This is a genomic window from Nocardioides sp. T5 (assembly GCF_048161455.1).
GTDB lineage: Bacteria > Actinomycetota > Actinomycetes > Propionibacteriales > Nocardioidaceae > Nocardioides.
On the sequence record NZ_CP182415.1, the window covers coordinates 1482843 to 1501418 of the forward strand.

Below are 18576 nucleotides of genomic sequence, written 5' to 3' on the forward strand. Positions count from 1 at the left end.
CATGGACCACATCGTCCTGGCGGCGGCGGAGGGGGAGACCCACAGTCCGGTTCTGCCGGTCTGGTCAGAGGTCATCCTCGCCCTGATCGTCTTCGCGATCCTCTATGTGCTCATGCGCAAGTTCGTCGTGCCGAGCTTCGAGAAGACGTTCGCCGAGCGCACGCAGGCGATCGAGGGTGGACTCAGTGCGGCCGAGTCCAAGCAGGCCGAGGCCGACGCCAAGCTCGCCGAGCTCGAGAAGCAGCTCGCCGACGCCCGGCACGAGGCCGCGCGCATCCGTGAGGAGGCACGCGAGCAGGGCGCCGGGATCATCGCCGAGATGCGGGAACAGGCCCAGGCCGAGTCCACCCGCATCGTCGAGCACGGCAAGACGCAGATCGAGGCGGAGCGCCAGCAGGCGGTCACCTCGCTCCGCGCCGAGGTCGGCGCGCTCGCGACCGGCCTGGCCGGTCGCATCGTGGGCGAGAGCCTGGACGACGAGGCTCGCCAGAGCCGCGTGGTCGACCGCTTCCTCTCCGAGCTCGAGACGCAGAACGGCACCACCTCGGGGAGCGTCAACTGATGATGCGAGGAGCGTCCGCGGACGCCTACGCCGCAGCCGCCGAGGCCCTTCCGGCCTCCGGCGACCTGGGCAAGGTGGCTCAGGACCTGTTCGGGATCTCCGACCTGGTCCGTTCCGAGCCGGGCCTGCGACGCGTCGCCACCGACGCGTCGATCCCCGGCGCGGCCAAGGCCGACCTCCTGCGCGGAGTGCTGGCCGGCAAGGTCTCGACCGAGGCGCTCGACGTGGTGACCACCGCGGTCTCCCAGCGCTGGAGCGCGGGGCGCGACCTGCCCGACGCGCTCGAGGAGCTGGGGGTCGTGGCGGCCGTCCGGTCGACCGGCGGCGACGTCGCCCGCCTCGAGGACGAGATCTTCGCGGTGGGTCGGCTCGTCCAGGCCAACCCGGACCTGCGTGACGCGCTGTCCGACCCGGCTCGCAGCCGCGACGACAAGTCGGCACTCATCAGCGGCCTGCTCGGCGACAAGGTCCTCCCCGCGACCGTGGCCCTCGTGCGGCAGTCGCTGTCGGGGAGCCACCGCACCGTGACGGTGGCCCTTGCCAGCTACCAGAAGGTGGCTGCGGAGGTCCGCGGGCAGGGGGTCGCGACCGTGCGCGTGGCCCAGCCGCTCGGCCAGCCCGAGCGTGACCGGCTGGCCGCCGCCCTTGCGCGCACCTATGGTCGCGAGGTGCACCTCAACGTCATCGTCGACCCGGAGGTCATCGGTGGCATCCGCGTCGAGATCGGCGACGACGTCATCGACGGCACCGTCTCCTCCCGCCTCGACGAGGCCGGGCGCAGGCTCGCCGGCTGACCAGTGACATCCACAAACTTTCGAGCAGACCAGAGAACAGGTGAGATGAAATGACGGAGCTGTCCATCCGTCCGGACGAGATCCGCGACGCTCTTCAGCGCTTCGTGTCGGACTACAAGCCCGAGTCGGCGACCAAGGAAGAGGTCGGCACCGTGGCCGAGGCCGCGGACGGCATCGCCCGTGTCTCCGGCCTGCCGTCGGTGATGGCCAACGAGCTGCTCGAGTTCGAGGACGGCACGCTCGGCCTCGCCCTCAACCTCGACACCCGCGAGGTCGGTGTCGTGGTCCTGGGTGACTTCGACAAGATCGAGGAGGGCCAGACCGTGCGTCGCACGGGCGAGATCCTCTCGGTCCCCGTGGGCGAGGGCTACCTCGGTCGCGTGGTCGACCCGCTCGGCACCCCGATCGACGGCCTCGGCGAGATCGCGTCCGACGAGCGCCGCGCCCTCGAGCTGCAGGCTCCCGGCGTGATGGTGCGCAAGTCCGTGCACGAGCCCCTGGCCACCGGCATCAAGGCCATCGACTCCCTCACGCCGATCGGCCGTGGCCAGCGCCAGCTGATCATCGGTGACCGCGCGACCGGCAAGACCACGATCGCGATCGACACGATCATCAACCAGAAGGCCAACTGGGAGTCCGGTGACCCGGACAAGCAGGTGCGCTGCATCTACGTCGCCATCGGCCAGAAGGGCTCGACCATCGCCTCTGTGCGTGGTGCCCTCGAGGAGGCGGGCGCGCTGGAGTACACCACCATCGTCGCCTCGCCGGCGTCGGACTCCGCGGGCTTCAAGTACCTCGCCCCCTACACCGGCTCGGCCATCGGCCAGCACTGGATGTACGACGGCAAGCACGTCCTGATCGTCTTCGACGACCTGACCAAGCAGGCCGAGGCCTACCGCGCGGTGTCGCTGCTGCTGCGTCGCCCGCCGGGCCGCGAGGCCTACCCCGGCGACGTGTTCTACCTGCACAGCCGGCTCCTCGAGCGTTGCGCGAAGCTGTCCGACGACATGGGCAAGGGCTCGATGACCGGTCTGCCGATCATCGAGACGAAGGCCAACGACGTCTCGGCGTTCATCCCGACCAACGTCATCTCGATCACCGACGGTCAGATCTTCCTCCAGTCCGACCTGTTCGCGGCCAACCAGCGCCCCGCCATCGACGTGGGTGTCTCGGTCTCGCGCGTGGGTGGCTCGGCGATGACCAAGGCCATGAAGGCGGTCACCGGCTCGCTCAAGGTCGACCTGGCGCAGTTCCGCGCCATGGAGGCCTTCGCGATGTTCGCCTCCGACCTCGACGCGGCCTCGCGCCAGCAGCTCGACCGCGGTCAGCGCCTGATGGCCCTGCTCAAGCAGCCGCAGTACTCGCCGTACCCGGTCGAGGAGATGACCGTCTCGCTGTGGACCGGCACGTCGGGTCGCCTCGACAAGGTCCCGACCGACGACGTGCTGCGCTTCGAGAACGAGTTCCTCGACTACCTGCGCCGCAGCCACGAGGGCATCCTCGCCGGCATCCGTGAGTCCCTGAAGTTCGAGGACTCCACCGAGGACCAGCTGGCATCTGCCTACGACTCCTTCCTCGACCAGTTCGAGACCTCCGACGGCCAGAGCATCAAGGCCGGCAAGGAAGAGCACGTCGCCCTCGAGGACGAGGACGTCGAGCAGGAGCAGATCGTCAAGCAGAAGCGGAGCTGACGATGGCTCTCTCGGTACGCGAGTACCGCGCGCGGATCAGGTCGACGGAGTCGATGAAGAAGATCACGCGTGCCATGGAGCTCATCGCGGCGTCCCGCATCATCAAGGCGCAGCAGCGGGCCCAGGCGGCAGCGCCGTACGCCCGTGAGCTCACCCGCGCGGTGTCGGCCGTGGCGACGTTCTCCAACGTCGACCACGCGCTGACGCTGGAGCCGGAGGACCCTAAGAAGGCCGCAGTCCTCATCATCACCTCCGACCGCGGTCTGGCTGGCGCCTACTCCTCGAGCGTGATCAAGGAGGCCGAGCGCCTCGTCGAGAAGCTCAAGGGCGAGGGCAAGGACGTCGACCTCTACACCAGCGGTCGCAAGGGCGAGGCCTACTTCAAGTTCCGCCAGCGCGCGGTGGTCCAGTCCTGGACGGGCTTCTCCGACCAGCCGACCTACGACGTGGCTGCCGAGATCGGCGCGACGCTGATCGAGGCGTTCCTCGCCGAGACCGGCGACGAGGGCCACGCGGTCGACGAGGTCCACGTGGTCTACACGCGGTTCCGCTCGATGCTGAGCCAGGAGCCGACGGCCGTACGCCTGCTGCCGCTGGAGGTCGTCGAAGGCACCGAGGCGCCCGAGAAGGCCGACCTGCTGCCGCTCTACGAGTTCGAGCCGTCCCCCTCGGAGGTGCTCGACTCCCTGCTCCCGCGCTACGTCCAGAGCCGGATCTTCTTCGCCCTGCTGCAGGCGGCCGCCTCCGAGCTGGCCGCTCGCCAGAAGGCGATGAAGTCCGCCACGGACAACGCCGACGAGCTCATCAAGAAGTACAAGCGCATCGCCAACCAGGCCCGCCAGGCTGGCATTACCCAAGAGATCAGCGAGATCGTCGGTGGCGTCAACGCCCTTGCCGACGCACAAGCCGGGAGTGAGTGAACATGACTGCCACTGTTGAAGAGACGACCACCCAGGGCGGGGCCGGCGCTGTCGGCCGCATCGCCCGGGTCATCGGCCCCGTCGTGGACATCGAGTTCCCGACCGACTCGATGCCCCCCATCTACAACGCCCTGACCTGCGACTTCGAGCTGAGCGGCGAGACCAAGTCGATCATCCTCGAGGTCGCCCAGCACATCGGTGACGGCATGGTCCGCGCGATCTCGATGAAGCCGACCGACGGCCTCGTCCGCGGTGGCCAGGTCACCGACACCGGCGCGTCGATCACGGTCCCCGTGGGCGACGCGACGCTCGGCAAGGTGTTCAACACCACCGGCGACGTGCTCAACCTGGCCGAGGGCGAGACCTTCGAGCCGGCCGAGCGCTGGGGCATCCACCGCAAGGCTCCGGCCTTCGACCAGCTCGAGTCCAAGACCCAGATGTTCGAGACGGGCATCAAGGTCATCGACCTGCTGACCCCCTACGTGCAGGGCGGCAAGATCGGCCTGTTCGGTGGTGCCGGCGTCGGCAAGACCGTGCTCATCCAGGAGATGATCGCGCGAGTCGCCAAGGACCACGGTGGTGTGTCGGTGTTCGCCGGTGTCGGCGAGCGCACCCGTGAGGGCAACGACCTCATCGTCGAGATGGAGGAGGCCGGCGTCCTCGGCCAGACCGCCCTCGTCTTCGGCCAGATGGACGAGCCGCCGGGCACCCGCCTGCGTGTCGCCCTGTCGGCCCTGACGATGGCGGAGTACTTCCGCGACGTGCAGAAGCAGGACGTGCTGCTCTTCATCGACAACATCTTCCGCTTCACCCAGGCCGGCTCCGAGGTCTCCACGCTGCTCGGCCGCATGCCGTCCGCGGTGGGCTACCAGCCCAACCTCGCCGACGAGATGGGTCAGCTGCAGGAGCGCATCACCTCGACGCGTGGTCACTCGATCACCTCGCTGCAGGCGATCTACGTCCCCGCCGACGACTACACCGACCCGGCGCCGGCCACCACGTTCGCGCACCTCGACGCGACCACCGAGCTGTCGCGAGAGATCGCCTCGCTGGGCATCTACCCGGCCGTGGACCCGCTGACGTCGACCTCCCGGATCCTCGACCCGCAGTACATCGGTGAGGACCACTACCGCTGTGCCGTCCGGATCAAGCAGATCCTCCAGCGCAACAAGGAGCTGCAGGACATCATCGCGATCCTCGGTGTCGACGAGCTCTCCGAGGAGGACAAGATCATCGTCTCCCGGGCCCGCCGCATCCAGCGCTTCCTGTCGCAGAACACCTACGTCGCCAAGCAGTTCACCGGCATCGAGGGTTCGACCGTCCCGGTGGCCGACACCATCGAGGCGTTCAACAAGATCGCTGACGGCGAGTACGACCACGTGGCCGAGCAGGCCTTCTTCATGTGCGGCGGTCTGGACGACGTCGAGAAGAAGTGGGCCGAGATCCAGAAGAGCCTCTGATGGCCGAGTCGTCCGACAAGGTCCTCCAGGTCGAGCTGGTCGCCGCCGACCGGCTCGTCTGGTCGGGCCAGGCCACCATGGTCATCGCCCGCACCACCGAGGGTGACGTCGGGATCCTGCCCAACCACGCGCCGCTGCTGTCCTCGATCATCGAGGGCGTCGTGGACGTGCACACCGCAGAGGGCGAGACCTGGATCGCGGCCGTCGACGCCGGGTTCCTCTCGGTCGCCGACAACCGCGTCTCGATCCTCGCCGAGCGCGCCGAGATGTCCCACGAGATCGACCTGGAGAGGGCGCGCCAGGAGCTCGAGCGGGCGAAGGCGTCCGGCGAGAACGACGACGCGGCCCAGGAGGCCGTACGACGTGCCGAGGCCCGGATCCGGGCCGTGGAGCGGGCCTCCTGACGGAGGCCTCCGGACCGACCGCTAGGGTGAGCGCACGAGCCGCAGGGCTCGTGCGCTCACTGCGTTCGAGGGGTGTGGATGCCGGTCTGGGAATGGGCGCTCGACATCGTCGGGCTGTGCCTGCTCCTCGCCCTGCTCTACGGCGTCGCCCTCATCGTCCGCCGCCGCCTGCTGGCGCGCCACGGCGGCACCTTCGAGCTCAGCTACCGGGTGCGCACCGAGCACCCGGGACGCGGTTGGCTGCTCGGCATCGGGCGCTACTCCGGGCAGTCACTGGAGTGGTTCCGCATCTTCTCCCTGTCCCCGCGCCCCAAGCGGGTGTGGGCCCGTGACCTGCTCGACTACGCCGGGCGCCGCTCGCCGGCCGGGGCCGAGGAGATGTCGCTCTACGACGGTCACGTCGTGGCGTCGTGCCACTACGACGGCGAGCCGCTGGAGATCGCGATGAGCGAGGCGTCCCTCACCGGCTTCCAGTCCTGGCTCGAGGCCGGCCCGCCCGGCACCGACTGGAACAGGCGCTAGCACGCCGGGCGTGGTGCGGGGCCGGTCGAGCCGCCCACCCGCACCCGTTCGAGTCGTTCCGCCCGCACCGAGGAGCAGCACCGTGCCGACCCTGACCGCCGCCCGCAACGCCGTGGGGCTGACGTTCTTCCTCAACGGCCTGGTCTTCGCCAGCTGGGTCTCCCGCATCCCCGAGGTGCGCTCCAGCTTCGACCTCACCAACGGTCAGCTCGGCCTCGTCCTCCTCGCCATCGCCATGGGATCGGTGCTGGCGCTGCCGACCACGGGCGCAGCCATCAACGCCCTCGGAACCGTCCGCATCGTGCGGCTGGGGGCGGTCGCGGCCACGCTCGGGATGGCCACCGCCGCGCTCGGGCTGGGCCACGTGCTGCCGCTGACCGTCGCCGGTCTCTTCGTCTACGGGCTGGGCATCGGCGTGTGGGACGTGGCGATGAACGTCGAGGGGGCCGAGGTCGAGCGCGGCCTCCGGCGCACGATCATGCCGCGCTTCCACGCCGGCTTCAGCGGCGGCACGGTGGTCGGTGCCCTGGGTGGTGCGCTGCTGATCGAGCTCGGCGTGCCCGCCGTCGTCCACCTCGTGGGCGTCGTGCTGCTCGCCATCGTGCTGGTCTGGCGCTCCTCGCCGTCCTTCCTGCCGGTCGCGAAGCGGCACGAGCAGACCGCCTCCTCCGCGGCCCGCGCGTGGCTCGAGCCGCGCACGCTGCTCATCGGCGTGATGGTGCTGGCCCTGGCGATGACCGAGGGCACGGCCAACGACTGGCTCGCCGTCGCGCTGGTCGACGGACACGACGTCTCCCACGCCGCCGGGGTGGCCGGGTTCGCCGTCTTCGTGCTGGCGATGACCGCGGGCCGCTTCGCCGGCACCGGCCTGATCGACCGGTTCGGGCGCGTGGTCGTGCTGTGGGGCACCATGGTGCTCGCCGGCGCCGGCGTCCTGCTGATCGTCCTCGCCGACCAGCCAGCGCTGGTGGTGGTCGGCATCGTGCTCTGGGGCCTGGGCGCCTCGCTCGGCTTCCCCGTGGGCATGAGCGCCGCCGCCGACGACCCGGTCCGGGCGGCGTCGCGGGTCAGCGTCGTGTCGACCATCGGCTACGCGGCTTTCCTCGCCGGCCCGCCGCTCCTCGGCTTCGTCGGCGACGAGGTCGGCACGCTCAAGGCCCTGCTCGTGGTCGCCGTGCTCCTGATGCCCGCGGCGCTGGTCGTGCCCGCCGCCCGTGAGCAGCGGGTCGGCGAGTCCGAGCGGGTGGCCTAGCAGGCGCGGCGTCGCCGCTTGTCGACGTACATCGCAGCGTCGGCAGCGGCCTCGGTCTCGGCGATCGTGCCCGTCCGGTCGAGCGTGGCGACGCCGACCCCTGCCGAGAGGCCGGCAGCGGCCAGCTCGGTGCGGATCCGGTCGGCGTACACCGCGACCTGGGAGGCGGTGGTCTGCGGGCACAGGACGGCGAACTCGTCACCGCCCAGCCTGGCCACCACATCGGTCTGTCGCGACGACCCGCGCACCACGCCGGCCGCCCGGCGCAGCAGGGCGTCGCCGGCTGCGTGGCCCTGGCCGTCGTTGACCTGCTTGAGGCCGTCGAGGTCGATCATCACGATGCTCGCGTGGTCACCGAGCCGGTGGTGGCGGGCCTCCTCGGTCGACAGCGCGCGGTGCCAGGAGCGCCGGTTGCGCAGCCCGGTCAGCGGGTCGGTCTCCGACTCCAGCAGGGTCTGCTCCAGGCGCCGGGCCAGCGAGACGGTGCGGCCGTCGAGGTTGCGCACCACGCTCAGCAGCTGGCCGAGCAGCTCCAGCAGCGGGGTGACCTCGGTGAAGGACTCGGGTCGGGCCTCCGGGTCGATGCCGCAGATCGTGCCGAAGAGCGTCTGGTCGCTGTTGTAGACGGGGATCCCGACGTAGCTGGTGACGTCGAGGGCCCGCGCCGCGCGGTTGCCGGAGTAGGCCGGGACGCGGGTGATGTCGGGAGCGACGCTGGGAGCCCCGGTGACCCACATCGCGTGGCACAGGGAGTCCGCCCAGGCAGGCCCGTCGCCCACGTCGAGCCCGAACGCGTTGTCGGGCGTGACGTCGAGGTAGACCTGTCGACCGTCGATCACCCGCGACACGGTCCAGAACCCCATCGGCACGTGGGCCTGCAGGTGGTCGAGGACCAGGCGGGAGGCGTCCTCGAAGCTCGTCATCGTGGCCAGCGCCGGCGGCGGTGCGGGGGCGGAGCTCTGCAGGGGCACGTCTCTCCTCGGAGCGTGTCGGTGACGGTCCGGAGCATTGTCGCCTCGAGGCGGGGGTCGGCGCAGGCGCATGCGAGCGAAAGGCGCGCGGGTTCAGTCCTCGAACAGTCCGCGGATGTCGTCGGCGGTGATGCCGGTCGAGGTCGCGCCGCCGCCGTCCACCACCTTGGCGAACAGCTCGGCCTTGCGGGCCTTGAGGGCCGTCACCTTCTCCTCGATGGTGTCGGTGGCCACCATGCGGTAGACGAGGACGTGCTTGTCCTGCCCGATCCGGTGCGCGCGGTCCACCGCCTGCGCCTCCGCGGCGGGGTTCCACCACGGGTCGAGCAGGAAGACGTAGTCGGCCTCGGTGAGGGTCAGGCCGGTGCCGCCCGCCTTGAGGCTGATCAGGAACACCGGCGCCTCCCCGCGGCGGAAGGCCTCGATGACCTCCTCGCGGTCGCGCGTCGAGCCGTCGAGGTAGACGGTCGCGACGCCCTCCTCGGTGAGCCGGTCGCGCACCCGGCGCAGATAGGAGGTGAACGTGCTGAACACCAGCGAGCGGTGGCCCTCGGCGGTGATCTCGACGAGGTGCTCGGCGAGCAGCTGGGTCTTCGCCGAGCCGACCCGGTCGTGGGCGGGGTCGACGAGCGCGGGGTCGAGGGCGAGCTGCCGCAGGCGGGTGAGCGCGCTGAAGATCGCCATCCGGTTGCGGTCGAAGTCGTCCACGAGTCCCAGGATCTTCTGGCGCTCCTTGGCGAGGTGGGTGTCGTAGATCCGGCGGTGCCGCGGCTCGAGATCGACCTCGAGGACCTGCTCCTGCTTGGGCGGCAGATCGGCGGCGACGAGGTCCTTGGTGCGCCGCAGCACGAAGGGACGGATGCGGGTGCGGAAGCGCCGGAGCGACGCCTCGTCGCCGTCCTTCTCGACAGGTCCGACCACGACGTCGCGGAAGCGCCGCGAGGTGGGGTAGAGGCCGGGCGCGGTGATCGAGAGCAGCGCCCAGAGCTCCATCAGCCGGTTCTCGAAGGGGGTGCCCGTGACGGCGAGGCGGAAGTCGGAGTCGATCGAGCGGACGGCAGCGTAGGTCTTGCCGAGGTGGTTCTTGACCTGCTGCGCCTCGTCGAGCACCAGTCCGCTCCACCGTCGCGCGGCGAACTGCTCGCGCTCGAGGCGCAGCATGGCGTAGGTGGTGACCACCACGTCGTGGGTCGCGGCGATCCGCGCCACGTCGTCGGTGCGGCGGCGTACGACGCCCACGCGCAGGCCCGGCGCGTGGGTGACCGCCTGCTGGCGCCACGCCGTCACCACGCTCGTCGGCGCGACCACGAGGAAGGGCGCCTCGAGCCCGGAGGAGCGTACGTGCTCGACGAGCGCGAGCACCTGCAGCGTCTTCCCGAGGCCCATGTCGTCGGCGAGGATGCCGCCGAGTCCGTGGTCGTGCAGGAAGGCCAGCCACCAGAAGCCGTCGCGCTGGTAGGGGCGGAGCTCGGTGGTCAGGCCCGGCGGCGGGTCGGGGCGCGGCAGGTCGGTGACGGCGCGCAGGGCGGTCGCCCGCTCGACCCACGCCGCGGCGCGCTCGTCGACGACCCCGAGGTCGGCCAGCTCGGCCCACACGGCCACGTCGTGGGAGCCCACGCTGAGGCGGTCGGCCTGCGACTCGCGCAGCTGGGCCGCCAGGGCCACCAGCTCGTGCAGCCGGGTGAACTCGGGTCGGTCGAGGGTGACGTAGAGGCCGCTGGGCAGCACCAGGAACTCCTCCTCGTGCGTGAGCGCGGCCAGCACGTCGGGGAGCGGCACCTGCTCGCCGTCGACGCTCACCCGCACCTCCAGGTCGAGCCAGTCGGTGTGGTCGGGCTGGGCGTCAGCGAGCACGAAGGCGATCTCGGGGTCCTCGGTCGACTCACGGAAGTCGGGAGGCGTGCGCTCGTCGACGTCGAGGTCGGGGAGGGTGCGCAGGTGCGGGAGCTCGTGCAGGGCGAACGCGAGGGCGTCGCCCCCGGACACCGAGTCCGGCACGGTCCCGGGCGTCGCAGCGGCGGGGGCGAGCGAGTCGGGCAACGTGGCGAGGACCGAGCGCTCGACCGCGGGGTCTCGCAGGCCGTCGAGCGGGTCGGTCGCGTCGACGTCGCAGCGCCGGTCACCGTAGACCCACTGCCAGCGCAGGGCGGCCGAGGTCGACGACTGCCAGGTGACCGTCAGCGAGAGCCGGGGGCGCGGCGGCGCCGGCACCTCCACCGAGCCGTCGGACGACTCGACCACGAGGCTGCGCGCCAGGGGAGCGAGCGCCTCCAGGAAGGCGTCGCGCTCGTCACGCGGGACGACCACGCCCCCGCGGTCGAGGACGAGGTCCATCAGCGCGTCGTGGCACGGCTCCGACAGCTCGGCGAGGACCACGTCGTCGTCCTCGAACAGGGCCACCGACGTGGCCGGGCGACCGAGGGGGACCACCGCGCCCGCGCGCCAGCGTCGACCCTGCAGTCGCACCGCGACGTCGAGGCGCAGCTCGTCGTCGACCTCGACGAGGTCGGCGACGACCTCCGCTGGCTCCGGGGCGATCCGGACCGACGCGAGCCCGGCGCCGGGGACGAGGGTCACCCCCTGGGCGACCGCGTGGCGCAGCGCCGGCACCAGGCGGTCACCGTAGTCCTCCAGGGCGGAGGGCGCGCCCGCCACCACGTAGGCGTGGCGGGCGACCAGGCCGCGGTGGAGGGCACGCAGGGCGTCGACCTGGGCGGGCACGAAGCGCGAGGTCGCCACCGGCCCGGCGATGTCGCTCCACTCCGCCCCGCTGCGTGCCCACCCCCGTCGCGCCCCGGGCCGCACCGGACGCATCGAGAGCTCGCCCGCCGCCCCCGGGACCAGCGTGACGCCGGGCGCCTGCTGGCTCGAGCCCGAGGCGTTGGCCGGTCAGGGTCGAGCGCGCCCGGGCCTCGAGGTCGCCCGCGAGCCGGCCGAGCTGGTGGCGCCAGGCCGAACCGGTGACCGCCGGCGCGGGGGAGCGCAGCGTCAGCGCGACGGCCGCGCCGTGCTTGCACATCCGCGCGACCGGGCACGAGCAGGCGCTGAAGACCCAGTCGGCCGCGTCGTCGACCTCGGCGTGGAACTGCACCCGGTAGGGGACCGGGGCGGTGCCCAGGACCGTCGCGGTGGCGGTCAAGGAGCTGTCGGTCTCGTGGACGACCTCGATCTCCTCGACCGCGTCGAGGTAGTGCCGGGCGCGGGTCAGCGTGCCGGGGTCGAAGAACTCGGCGAGGTAGGCGTCGGTGAGCGCGTGGCGGATGTCCATGGCGGGCTCATCGTGTCACCGCGGGCCGACAGCCGGCTGCTGCTCTCCACAGGCTGCCGGCCACCCTCCCCCGATGGCGGTCAGCGCTCGCCGCCGGGCACCCACAGCACGTCACCGTTCGCGCGGTTGGCGTGCCGGGCGAGGATGAAGAGCAGGTCGGAGAGGCGGTTGAGGTACGTGATCGCGAGGACGTTCATGGTGTCCTCGTGCTCGGCCCAGGCCGCCCACCCGGCCCGCTCGGCACGGCGTACGACAGTGCGCGCGACGTGCAGGTGGGCCGCCGCGATGGTGCCACCGTTCAGGATGAACGACCGCAGCGCGGGCAGGTCCTCGTTGTAGTGGTCGCACCACGCCTCGAGGCGGTCGACGTAGTCCTGCTCGATCCGCAGCGGGGGGTACTCCGGGTCCGCGACGACCGGGGTGCAGAAGTCGGCACCCACGTCGAAGAGGTCGTTCTGCACACGGGTGAGGACCGCGACGACGTCGTCGTCGAGGCCGCCGTGGGCCAGCGCGACGCCGATGTGGGCGTTGCCCTCGTCGACGCAGGCGTACGCCTCGAGGCGCGCGTCGGTCTTCGAGGTCTCGCTCATGTCGCCGAGGCGGGTGCGTCCGGCGTCGCCGGTGCGGGTGTAGATGCGCGTCAGGTTGACCATGGGCGGAGCCTAACCGCCGGGACGCGCCGGAAAAGGTGAGGCATCGATGCAACCGAACGGGGTACAACTACGTCAGTAGGAGTGACAGGGGTCACGACCCAGGCGTCGGGGGACGCCGGTGAGGAGCACCGGATGGACATCGTCTCGGACGTCGTCGTGGATGCACACGTTCTCGTCCTGCAGGGGGACTTCGACGTGCGCAGCACGTGGGAGGTCCGCAACGCCATCTACGAGTGCATCGACGTCCTCGACGAGGACGTCGTCATCGACATGACCGCCGTGTCCACGATCGACCTCACGGCCCTGCGCCTCCTCGCCGTCGCCACCCGCCACGCCTGGCTCGCCGGCCACCACCTCACGGTCCGCAATCCCGGCCCCGCCGTGCGCCGGATGGTGCACCTGGCCCGGCTCGCCCACGCGATCGAGGTCGAGCGCGTCTCCGCGTCCGCCTGAAGCCCTGCAGACAGCGAGCGGCGCTGAGGCATCCGTCACACGTCCTGCCCGGTGACTGCCGGGTAACCGTCGCCCTACCCTGTCGACCATGACCGAGACTGGTGAGACGGACCGCCCTGTCAAGGATCGGCCCTGGGTGATGCGCACCTACGCCGGCCACTCCACGGCCGAGGCGTCCAACGCGCTCTACCGCACCAACCTTGCGAAGGGGCAGACCGGCCTGAGCGTGGCCTTCGACCTCCCGACGCAGACCGGCTACGACCCCGACAGCCCGCTCAGCCGCGGCGAGGTCGGCAAGGTCGGCGTACCGGTCCCGCACCTGGGCGAGATGCGCAAGCTGTTCCGCGACATCCCGCTCACCGAGATGAACACGTCGATGACGATCAACGCGACGGCCATGTGGCTGCTCGCGATGTACCAGGTGGTCGCCGAGGAGCAGAACCCCGACCTCTCGCCCGACGAGGTCGCCCACCTGCTCGCCGGCACGACGCAGAACGACATCATCAAGGAGTACCTGTCCCGGGGCACCTACGTCTTCGGGCCGGAGCCCTCGCTGCGCCTGATCGCCGACATGATCGCCTACACGGTCCACGAGATCCCGAAGTGGAACCCGATCAACATCTGCAGCTACCACCTGCAGGAGGCCGGCGCGACGCCCGTGCAGGAGGTCGCCTACGCGCTGTGCACCGCGATCGCCGTCCTCGACCAGGTGCGGAGCTCGGGCCAGGTCTCGGAGGACGACTTCGAGAAGGTCGTCGGTCGCATCTCCTTCTTCGTCAACGCCGGCGTCCGGTTCGTCGAGGAGACCTGCAAGATGCGGGCCTTCGTGCAGCTGTGGGACGAGATCACCCGCGAGCGCTACGGGGTGCAGGACCCGAAGATGCGCCGCTTCCGCTACGGCGTGCAGGTCAACTCGCTCGGCCTCACCGAGGCGCAGCCGGAGAACAACGTCCAGCGCATCGTGCTCGAGATGCTCGGCGTGACGCTGTCCAAGGACGCCCGCGCCCGCGCCGTCCAGCTGCCCGCGTGGAACGAGGCGCTCGGCCTGCCGAGGCCGTGGGACCAGCAGTGGTCGCTGCGCTTCCAGCAGGTGCTCGCGTTCGAGTCCGACCTGCTCGAGTACGACGACATCTTCGCCGGGAGCCACGTCATCGAGGCCAAGGTCGCCGAGCTCGTCGAGGGCGCACGGGCCGAGATCGACCGGGTCCAGGCCATGGGCGGGGCGATCGCCGCGGTGGAGTCGGGCTACATGAAGCAGAACCTGGTGTCCGCCCACGCCGCCCGGCGCGCCCGCATCGAGTCCGGCGAGGAGGTCATCGTCGGGGTCAACCGGTTCGAGACCACCGAGCCGTCCCCGCTGACCGCCGACCTCGACGGCGCCATCATGGCCGCTGACCCCGAGGCGGAGAGGTCCGCCCTCGACTCCGTCGCGGCCTGGAAGGCGCAGCGCGACGAGACCGCGGTCGCCGAGGCGCTGGCGGCGCTGGCCGACGCGGCCAGGACCGACGCCAACCTGATGAAGCCCACGCTGGTAGCTGCCCGGGCGGGCGCGACGACGGGGGAGTGGGCCGGCACGCTGCGCGAGGTCTTCGGCGAGTTCCGGGCGCCCACGGGCGTCAGCGGCGCCGTCGGTGTCGCAGACGTCGGCGCCGAGCTGTCCGCCGTGCGCGAGCGGGTGAGGGCGACCGGCGAGGAGCTGGGCGGCCGGCTGCGGGTACTGGTCGGCAAGCCAGGACTCGACGGCCACTCCAACGGGGCCGAGCAGGTCGCCGTACGCGCGCGCGACGCCGGCTTCGAGGTGATCTACCAGGGCATCCGGCTCACGCCCGAGCAGATCGTCGCCGCGGCCGTGGCCGAGGACGTCCACCTCGTCGGCCTCTCGATCCTCTCCGGCTCTCACATGGAGCTCGTCCCCGACGTGCTCGACGGGCTCAGGGCCGCAGGCCTCGGCGACGTCCCGGTCATCGTCGGCGGGATCATCCCGAGCTCCGACGCCCGAGCGCTCATCGAGCGCGGGGTGGCCGCCGTCTACACGCCCAAGGACTTCGGACTGACCGAGATCATGGGGGGCTTTGTGGACGTGATCCGTGCTGCCCACGGCTTGGACGAGGACAGGTAAGGCTCGCCTAACTCTCTGGTACCCTCCCGGCGTGGGCAAGCACGACAAGAAGGACAAGAAGGCGCGGGCCAAGGACACGACCTCGGTCCGGCTGACGGTGCGCAAGCTCCCCAAGACGGAGTGCTGCGTGGCCAAGAAGCGCTGCCAGCGCTGCCCCCTCCGCATGCTCAAGGAAGGCACCCTTCCGGCCGGCTACACCGTCCACAAGCGCAAGCTGGTGCGGCTCGACGGCAAGAAGGTCACCAAGAAGAAGCTCGCCAAGGCCGCCTGACGCCCTCGGCCGACGCTCGACCCCCGCACCCCACCGAGGAGCCCCCCCGTGCCCGCCGCCCGCTTCGTCGAGCAGCTCAACGCCCAGATCGGCAACGAGCTCGCCGCCCACAACCAGTACCTCGCCTGCGCCATCTACTACGACGCGCTGACGATGCCCCGCATGGCGGCCTTCTTCTACGAGCAGGCGCTCGAGGAGCGCGGGCACGCGATGATGATGGTGCAGTACCTCGTCGACACCGACGCCGACGTCGTCATCCCGGCCGTCGACGCACCCACGTCGGTCTTCCCCGACCTCGTGGCACCGGTCGAGCTCGCCCTGGCCCAGGAGCGTCGGGTCACCGACCAGATCAACGGCCTGCTGCGCACCGCGCGCGACGAGGGCGACTTCGCCTCGGAGCAGTTCATGCAGTGGTTCATCAAGGAGCAGGTCGAGGAGGTCGCCACGATGAGCGACCTGCTGGCCGTCGCCAGCCGCAACCGCGACGACATCGAGGACATCGAGGAGTACGTCGCCCGCGAGCACGGCGGCGAGGGTGAGGACCCCACGGCTCCGCGCCAGGCCGGCGCCGGAGGCTGACAGACTGCTCCCATGCGACGCGTGATCGTGGTGGGGGCCGGCGTGATCGGCCTGTCCTGCGCCGTGCGTCTGCTCGAGGCGGGACACCGGGTCGACGTGGTCGGGCGCGACCTGCCGCTGGAGACGACGTCGTCGGTCGCTGCGGCTGTCTGGTCGCCCTACTCCAGGCCGCAGGAGCACGTCGTCAGGTGGGCGCGGGCGGCGTACGACGCCTTCGCGGAGCTGTGCGACGACGAGTCGGCCGGCGTGGTCATGCGCACCGGCACCGAGCTCTTCCGCGAGTCGTCCGGTGACCTGTGGTGGCGCGATGCCCTGCCCCCGGGCGCCGGACCCGACCGTGAGACCAGCCTGCCCGCGGGGTATGCGTCCGGCCTGACGATGCGCACTCCGGTGATCGAGATGCCGGTCTACCTCCGCTGGCTCTCCGCCCGGGTCGAGCAGCTCGGCGGCACCGTCACCCGGATGAACCTGTCCGCGCTGCCCACGGGGGACGCCCTGGTCGTCAACGCCAGCGGCATCGGGGCGCGCCTCCTGGGCGGTGACCGCACGGTCTCGCCCGTGCGTGGTCAGGTCGTGCTGGTGGAGCAGGTGGGGATCGACCGCTGGTGGATCGACGCCGAGACCCCGTCGTACGTGGTCCCGCGCGCCCACGACGTCGTGCTGGGCGGGACGGCGGTCGAGGGGGAGTGGAGTCGGACCCCCGACCCGGCGGTTGCCGCGTCGATCCTCGAGCGGGCAGCGCGGATCGAGCCGCGCCTGGCCGGCGCCCGCGTTCTGCGTCACAAGGTCGGGCTGCGGCCCGGTCGCCCGTCGGTGCGCCTCGAGCGGGTCGGCGAGGTCGTCCACTGCTACGGCCACGGCGGCTGCGGTGTGACCGTGAGCTGGGGCTGCGCCGACGACGTGGTGGGCCTGGTCGATGGGTGACCTCCAGTGCGCCGCCCGGATCATCGTGGCCCGGCACGGCGCGGCCGACTACGAGAGCGAGCTGCTCAGCGACGCCGGCGGCTGGCTGAGCTCCCTCGGGCGTGCCCAGTCGCACGAGCTGGGTGAGAGCCTCCGGGGCGAGCGCATCGACCGGGTCTGGACGAGCGACATGTCGCGGGCGGTGCAGACGGGGGAGATCGTCGCCGCGCGGCTCGGCGTCGACGTCGTCGTACGCACCGGGCTGCGCGAGTTCGGCGTCGGCGACGCCGCCGGGACCACGGGCGACCCCGACCCCTTCGCGGCGACCTTCGCCGCCTGGCTGGGCGGTGACCTCTCCGCGCGCATCCCCGGGGGCGAGAGCGGGCTCGAGGTGCTGGCGCGCTACCGGGCCGTCCTCGACGAGGTCGCCGACGCGCACCGCGGCGAGTCCGTGCTGGTCGTCAGCCACGGCGGGGTGATGTGCATGGTGCTGCCGCTGCTGGCGCGCAACCTGGCGCCCGACCACACCCGCGACCTGCCCCTGCCCAACTGCGGCGTGGTCGCGCTGGAGGCCGACGCCGACGGGTGGGTGGCGCGCTCGTGGGCCGGCCGGTCGGTCAGCGGGTGACGCCGAGGGCCCACAGCAGGGCCGCGAGCGCGAGCATGACGACCAGCGCCGAGCCCATGCGTACGGCCATCCCCTTCACCCACAGCGACGTGAGCGTCTCGGACCGGCCGTGCCGGTCGAGCGGCGTCACCTCGACCACGGCTCCGCGGTCGATCGGTCCGTAGACGTGGGGGTAGGTGTCGTCGCCGACGGGCTCGACCCGCACCTCCGCGTGGGTGAGCCGCGCCGGGTCGATGGTGAGCAGCACGAGGTGCTCGCCGGCGCCGCGGTAGTAGCGCTCGAAGACGCCCGGCACCTGGTCACGCCTGCTGGCGTGGATGAAGCCCTCCTCCTCGAGGCTGCGCCCGATGGTCGAGGTGGTGTAGGTCCCGGTCTGGAGCGTCCGCCGCCAGTCCGCGTCCGTGGCGATGTGGAAGATGCGCTCGGGCACCATCAGAAGAGCCGGTGCTCGGCGTCGTCCATCCCGCGGAGGGCGTCGTAGTCGACGAGGGCGCAGGCGATGCCGCGGTCGGTGGCGAGCACGCGGGCCTGGGGCTTGATCTCCTGGGCGGCGTAGATCCCGCGGACCGGACCCCTCGTGGTGAGCAGCGGGTCGCGGTTGAGGAGCTCGAGGTAGCGGGTGAGCTGCTCGACGCCGTCGATCTCACCGCGTCGCTTGATCTCCACCGCGACCGAGAGGCCGTCGGCGTCGCGGCACATCAGGTCGACCGGGCCGATGGCGGTCATGTACTCCCGACGCACGAGGGTGAGGCCGTCGGCGAGGCTGGCCGGGTGCTCCGCGAGGAGCTCCTGCAGGTGCTTCTCCACGCCGTCCTTCTGCAGCCCCGGGTCGATGCCCAGGTCGTGCGAGGTGTCGTGCAGCACCTCGTCGATGAGGATGCGCAGGGTGTCGTCGGACTTCGTCGCGGTCACCAGCCACTCGGCCTGGCCGTCCTCGGAGACGCCCTCGCGCACGGTGCACGGCGGCGACATCCAGTTGAGCGGCTTGTAGGAGCCGCCGTCGGAGTGGATCAGGACCGACCCGTCCGACTTCAGCATCAGGACGCGGGTGGCGAGCGGCAGGTGGGCCGAGAGCCGTCCGGCGTAGTCCACCTGGCAACGTGCGACGACGATCCTCACGACGGGC

General features: G+C 71.3%; 20 protein-coding genes. 14 read left to right on the forward strand and 6 right to left on the reverse strand.

Features of this window, described 5'->3' with window-relative positions:
• Position 1: 1 nt before the first annotated feature.
• The 8 genes from ACNKF0_RS07240 to ACNKF0_RS07275 all read left to right on the forward strand — a co-directional run bounded on the left by ACNKF0_RS07240 (position 2) and on the right by ACNKF0_RS07275 (position 7605).
• Positions 2–562: a F0F1 ATP synthase subunit B gene (locus ACNKF0_RS07240; RefSeq protein WP_299927776.1), complete on the forward strand. Its 561-nt coding sequence runs from the start codon at positions 2–4 to the stop codon at positions 560–562.
• Entirely contained in the window at positions 562–1356 is a 795-nt protein-coding gene (locus ACNKF0_RS07245) for a F0F1 ATP synthase subunit delta (protein ID WP_299927773.1), read from the forward strand. Before ACNKF0_RS07240 ends, ACNKF0_RS07245 begins: the two co-directional genes overlap by 1 nt.
• A gap of 50 nt (positions 1357–1406) precedes the next feature.
• Entirely contained in the window at positions 1407–3047 is a 1641-nt protein-coding gene (gene atpA, locus ACNKF0_RS07250) for a F0F1 ATP synthase subunit alpha (RefSeq protein ID WP_416957019.1), read from the forward strand.
• 2 nt (positions 3048–3049) lie between these two features.
• Entirely contained in the window at positions 3050–3967 is a 918-nt protein-coding gene (locus ACNKF0_RS07255; RefSeq protein WP_416957021.1) for a F0F1 ATP synthase subunit gamma, read from the forward strand.
• A 2-nt stretch (positions 3968–3969) separates the two neighbouring features.
• Positions 3970–5427, forward strand: coding sequence for a F0F1 ATP synthase subunit beta (atpD, locus tag ACNKF0_RS07260; protein WP_416957023.1), 1458 nt, complete (start codon positions 3970–3972; stop codon positions 5425–5427).
• Positions 5427–5831, forward strand: coding sequence for a F0F1 ATP synthase subunit epsilon (locus ACNKF0_RS07265; RefSeq protein ID WP_416957025.1), 405 nt, complete (start codon positions 5427–5429; stop codon positions 5829–5831). The genes atpD and ACNKF0_RS07265 overlap by 1 nt, the downstream gene beginning before the upstream one ends.
• Before the next feature lie 78 nt (positions 5832–5909).
• On the forward strand, positions 5910–6353 hold the full coding sequence (locus tag ACNKF0_RS07270) for a DUF2550 domain-containing protein (RefSeq protein ID WP_416957027.1): 444 nt from the start codon (positions 5910–5912) through the stop codon (positions 6351–6353).
• An 82-nt stretch (positions 6354–6435) separates the two neighbouring features.
• Positions 6436–7605, forward strand: a complete 1170-nt coding sequence (locus tag ACNKF0_RS07275) for an MFS transporter (RefSeq protein ID WP_416957029.1) — start codon at positions 6436–6438, stop codon at positions 7603–7605.
• Here the strand turns inward: ACNKF0_RS07275 and ACNKF0_RS07280 are convergent.
• The 4 genes from ACNKF0_RS07280 to ACNKF0_RS07295 form a co-directional block, all read right to left on the reverse strand.
• Complete coding sequence (locus ACNKF0_RS07280) at positions 7602–8576, reverse strand: diguanylate cyclase (protein ID WP_416957031.1); 975 nt, start codon at positions 8574–8576, stop codon at positions 7602–7604. The genes ACNKF0_RS07275 and ACNKF0_RS07280 overlap by 4 nt on opposite strands.
• A gap of 93 nt (positions 8577–8669) precedes the next feature.
• Positions 8670–10910, reverse strand: a complete 2241-nt coding sequence (locus ACNKF0_RS07285) for a DEAD/DEAH box helicase (RefSeq protein WP_416958444.1) — start codon at positions 10908–10910, stop codon at positions 8670–8672.
• A 283-nt stretch (positions 10911–11193) separates the two neighbouring features.
• The gene (locus ACNKF0_RS07290; protein WP_416957033.1) at positions 11194–11844 is read right to left on the reverse strand and encodes a hypothetical protein; all 651 of its coding nucleotides are present in this window, start codon (positions 11842–11844) and stop codon (positions 11194–11196) included.
• A gap of 80 nt (positions 11845–11924) precedes the next feature.
• On the reverse strand, positions 11925–12497 hold the full coding sequence (locus ACNKF0_RS07295; protein ID WP_416957035.1) for a cob(I)yrinic acid a,c-diamide adenosyltransferase: 573 nt from the start codon (positions 12495–12497) through the stop codon (positions 11925–11927).
• A 132-nt stretch (positions 12498–12629) separates the two neighbouring features.
• On the opposite strand from ACNKF0_RS07295, the gene ACNKF0_RS07300 reads away from it, so the two are divergent.
• From ACNKF0_RS07300 to ACNKF0_RS07325, 6 genes are all read left to right on the forward strand, one after another.
• Complete coding sequence (locus ACNKF0_RS07300) at positions 12630–12950, forward strand: STAS domain-containing protein (protein WP_416957037.1); 321 nt, start codon at positions 12630–12632, stop codon at positions 12948–12950.
• A gap of 88 nt (positions 12951–13038) precedes the next feature.
• A complete protein-coding gene (locus ACNKF0_RS07305) occupies positions 13039–15069 on the forward strand; it encodes a protein meaA (RefSeq protein WP_416957039.1) in 2031 nt (676 codons plus the stop codon).
• 31 nt (positions 15070–15100) lie between these two features.
• Positions 15101–15340 carry a hypothetical protein gene (locus tag ACNKF0_RS07310; RefSeq protein ID WP_299927739.1) on the forward strand — a complete coding sequence of 80 codons (240 nt, stop codon included), beginning with the start codon at positions 15101–15103 and terminating at the stop codon, positions 15338–15340.
• Between the two features lie 48 nt (positions 15341–15388).
• A complete protein-coding gene (locus ACNKF0_RS07315; RefSeq protein WP_299927736.1) occupies positions 15389–15919 on the forward strand; it encodes a ferritin in 531 nt (176 codons plus the stop codon).
• A gap of 12 nt (positions 15920–15931) precedes the next feature.
• Positions 15932–16843, forward strand: a complete 912-nt coding sequence (locus ACNKF0_RS07320; RefSeq protein ID WP_416957042.1) for an FAD-dependent oxidoreductase — start codon at positions 15932–15934, stop codon at positions 16841–16843.
• Positions 16836–17450 (forward strand): histidine phosphatase family protein, encoded by a 615-nt coding sequence (locus ACNKF0_RS07325; RefSeq protein ID WP_416957044.1) that lies wholly within the window; start codon positions 16836–16838, stop codon positions 17448–17450. Before ACNKF0_RS07320 ends, ACNKF0_RS07325 begins: the two co-directional genes overlap by 8 nt.
• Here the strand turns inward: ACNKF0_RS07325 and ACNKF0_RS07330 are convergent.
• Both ACNKF0_RS07330 and nucS read right to left on the reverse strand, forming a co-directional pair.
• On the reverse strand, positions 17440–17883 hold the full coding sequence (locus ACNKF0_RS07330; RefSeq protein ID WP_416957046.1) for a DUF952 domain-containing protein: 444 nt from the start codon (positions 17881–17883) through the stop codon (positions 17440–17442). The genes ACNKF0_RS07325 and ACNKF0_RS07330 overlap by 11 nt on opposite strands.
• The gene (nucS, locus tag ACNKF0_RS07335; protein WP_416957048.1) at positions 17883–18569 is read right to left on the reverse strand and encodes an endonuclease NucS; all 687 of its coding nucleotides are present in this window, start codon (positions 18567–18569) and stop codon (positions 17883–17885) included. Before nucS ends, ACNKF0_RS07330 begins: the two co-directional genes overlap by 1 nt.
• Positions 18570–18576: the final 7 nt, after the last annotated feature.

Excerpts from the sequence above, each read along its gene's own strand:
- ACNKF0_RS07255 (WP_416957021.1), top strand. The coding sequence starts at position 3,050 with ATGGCTCTCTCGGTACGCGAGTACCGCGCGCGGATCAGGTCGACGGAG.
- ACNKF0_RS07270 (WP_416957027.1), top strand. The coding sequence starts at position 5,910 with ATGCCGGTCTGGGAATGGGCGCTCGACATCGTCGGGCTGTGCCTGCTC.
- atpD (WP_416957023.1), top strand. The coding sequence starts at position 3,970 with ATGACTGCCACTGTTGAAGAGACGACCACCCAGGGCGGGGCCGGCGCT.
- ACNKF0_RS07325 (WP_416957044.1), top strand. The coding sequence starts at position 16,836 with ATGGGTGACCTCCAGTGCGCCGCCCGGATCATCGTGGCCCGGCACGGC.
- ACNKF0_RS07300 (WP_416957037.1), top strand. The coding sequence starts at position 12,630 with ATGGACATCGTCTCGGACGTCGTCGTGGATGCACACGTTCTCGTCCTG.
- atpA (WP_416957019.1), top strand. The coding sequence starts at position 1,407 with ATGACGGAGCTGTCCATCCGTCCGGACGAGATCCGCGACGCTCTTCAG.
- ACNKF0_RS07265 (WP_416957025.1), top strand. The coding sequence starts at position 5,427 with ATGGCCGAGTCGTCCGACAAGGTCCTCCAGGTCGAGCTGGTCGCCGCC.
- ACNKF0_RS07285 (WP_416958444.1), bottom strand. The coding sequence starts at position 10,910 with ATGGACCTCGTCCTCGACCGCGGGGGCGTGGTCGTCCCGCGTGACGAG.
- ACNKF0_RS07330 (WP_416957046.1), bottom strand. The coding sequence starts at position 17,883 with ATGGTGCCCGAGCGCATCTTCCACATCGCCACGGACGCGGACTGGCGG.
- ACNKF0_RS07240 (WP_299927776.1), top strand. The coding sequence starts at position 2 with ATGGACCACATCGTCCTGGCGGCGGCGGAGGGGGAGACCCACAGTCCG.
- ACNKF0_RS07320 (WP_416957042.1), top strand. The coding sequence starts at position 15,932 with ATGCGACGCGTGATCGTGGTGGGGGCCGGCGTGATCGGCCTGTCCTGC.
- ACNKF0_RS07305 (WP_416957039.1), top strand. The coding sequence starts at position 13,039 with ATGACCGAGACTGGTGAGACGGACCGCCCTGTCAAGGATCGGCCCTGG.
- ACNKF0_RS07290 (WP_416957033.1), bottom strand. The coding sequence starts at position 11,844 with ATGGACATCCGCCACGCGCTCACCGACGCCTACCTCGCCGAGTTCTTC.
- ACNKF0_RS07245 (WP_299927773.1), top strand. The coding sequence starts at position 562 with ATGATGCGAGGAGCGTCCGCGGACGCCTACGCCGCAGCCGCCGAGGCC.
- ACNKF0_RS07295 (WP_416957035.1), bottom strand. The coding sequence starts at position 12,497 with ATGGTCAACCTGACGCGCATCTACACCCGCACCGGCGACGCCGGACGC.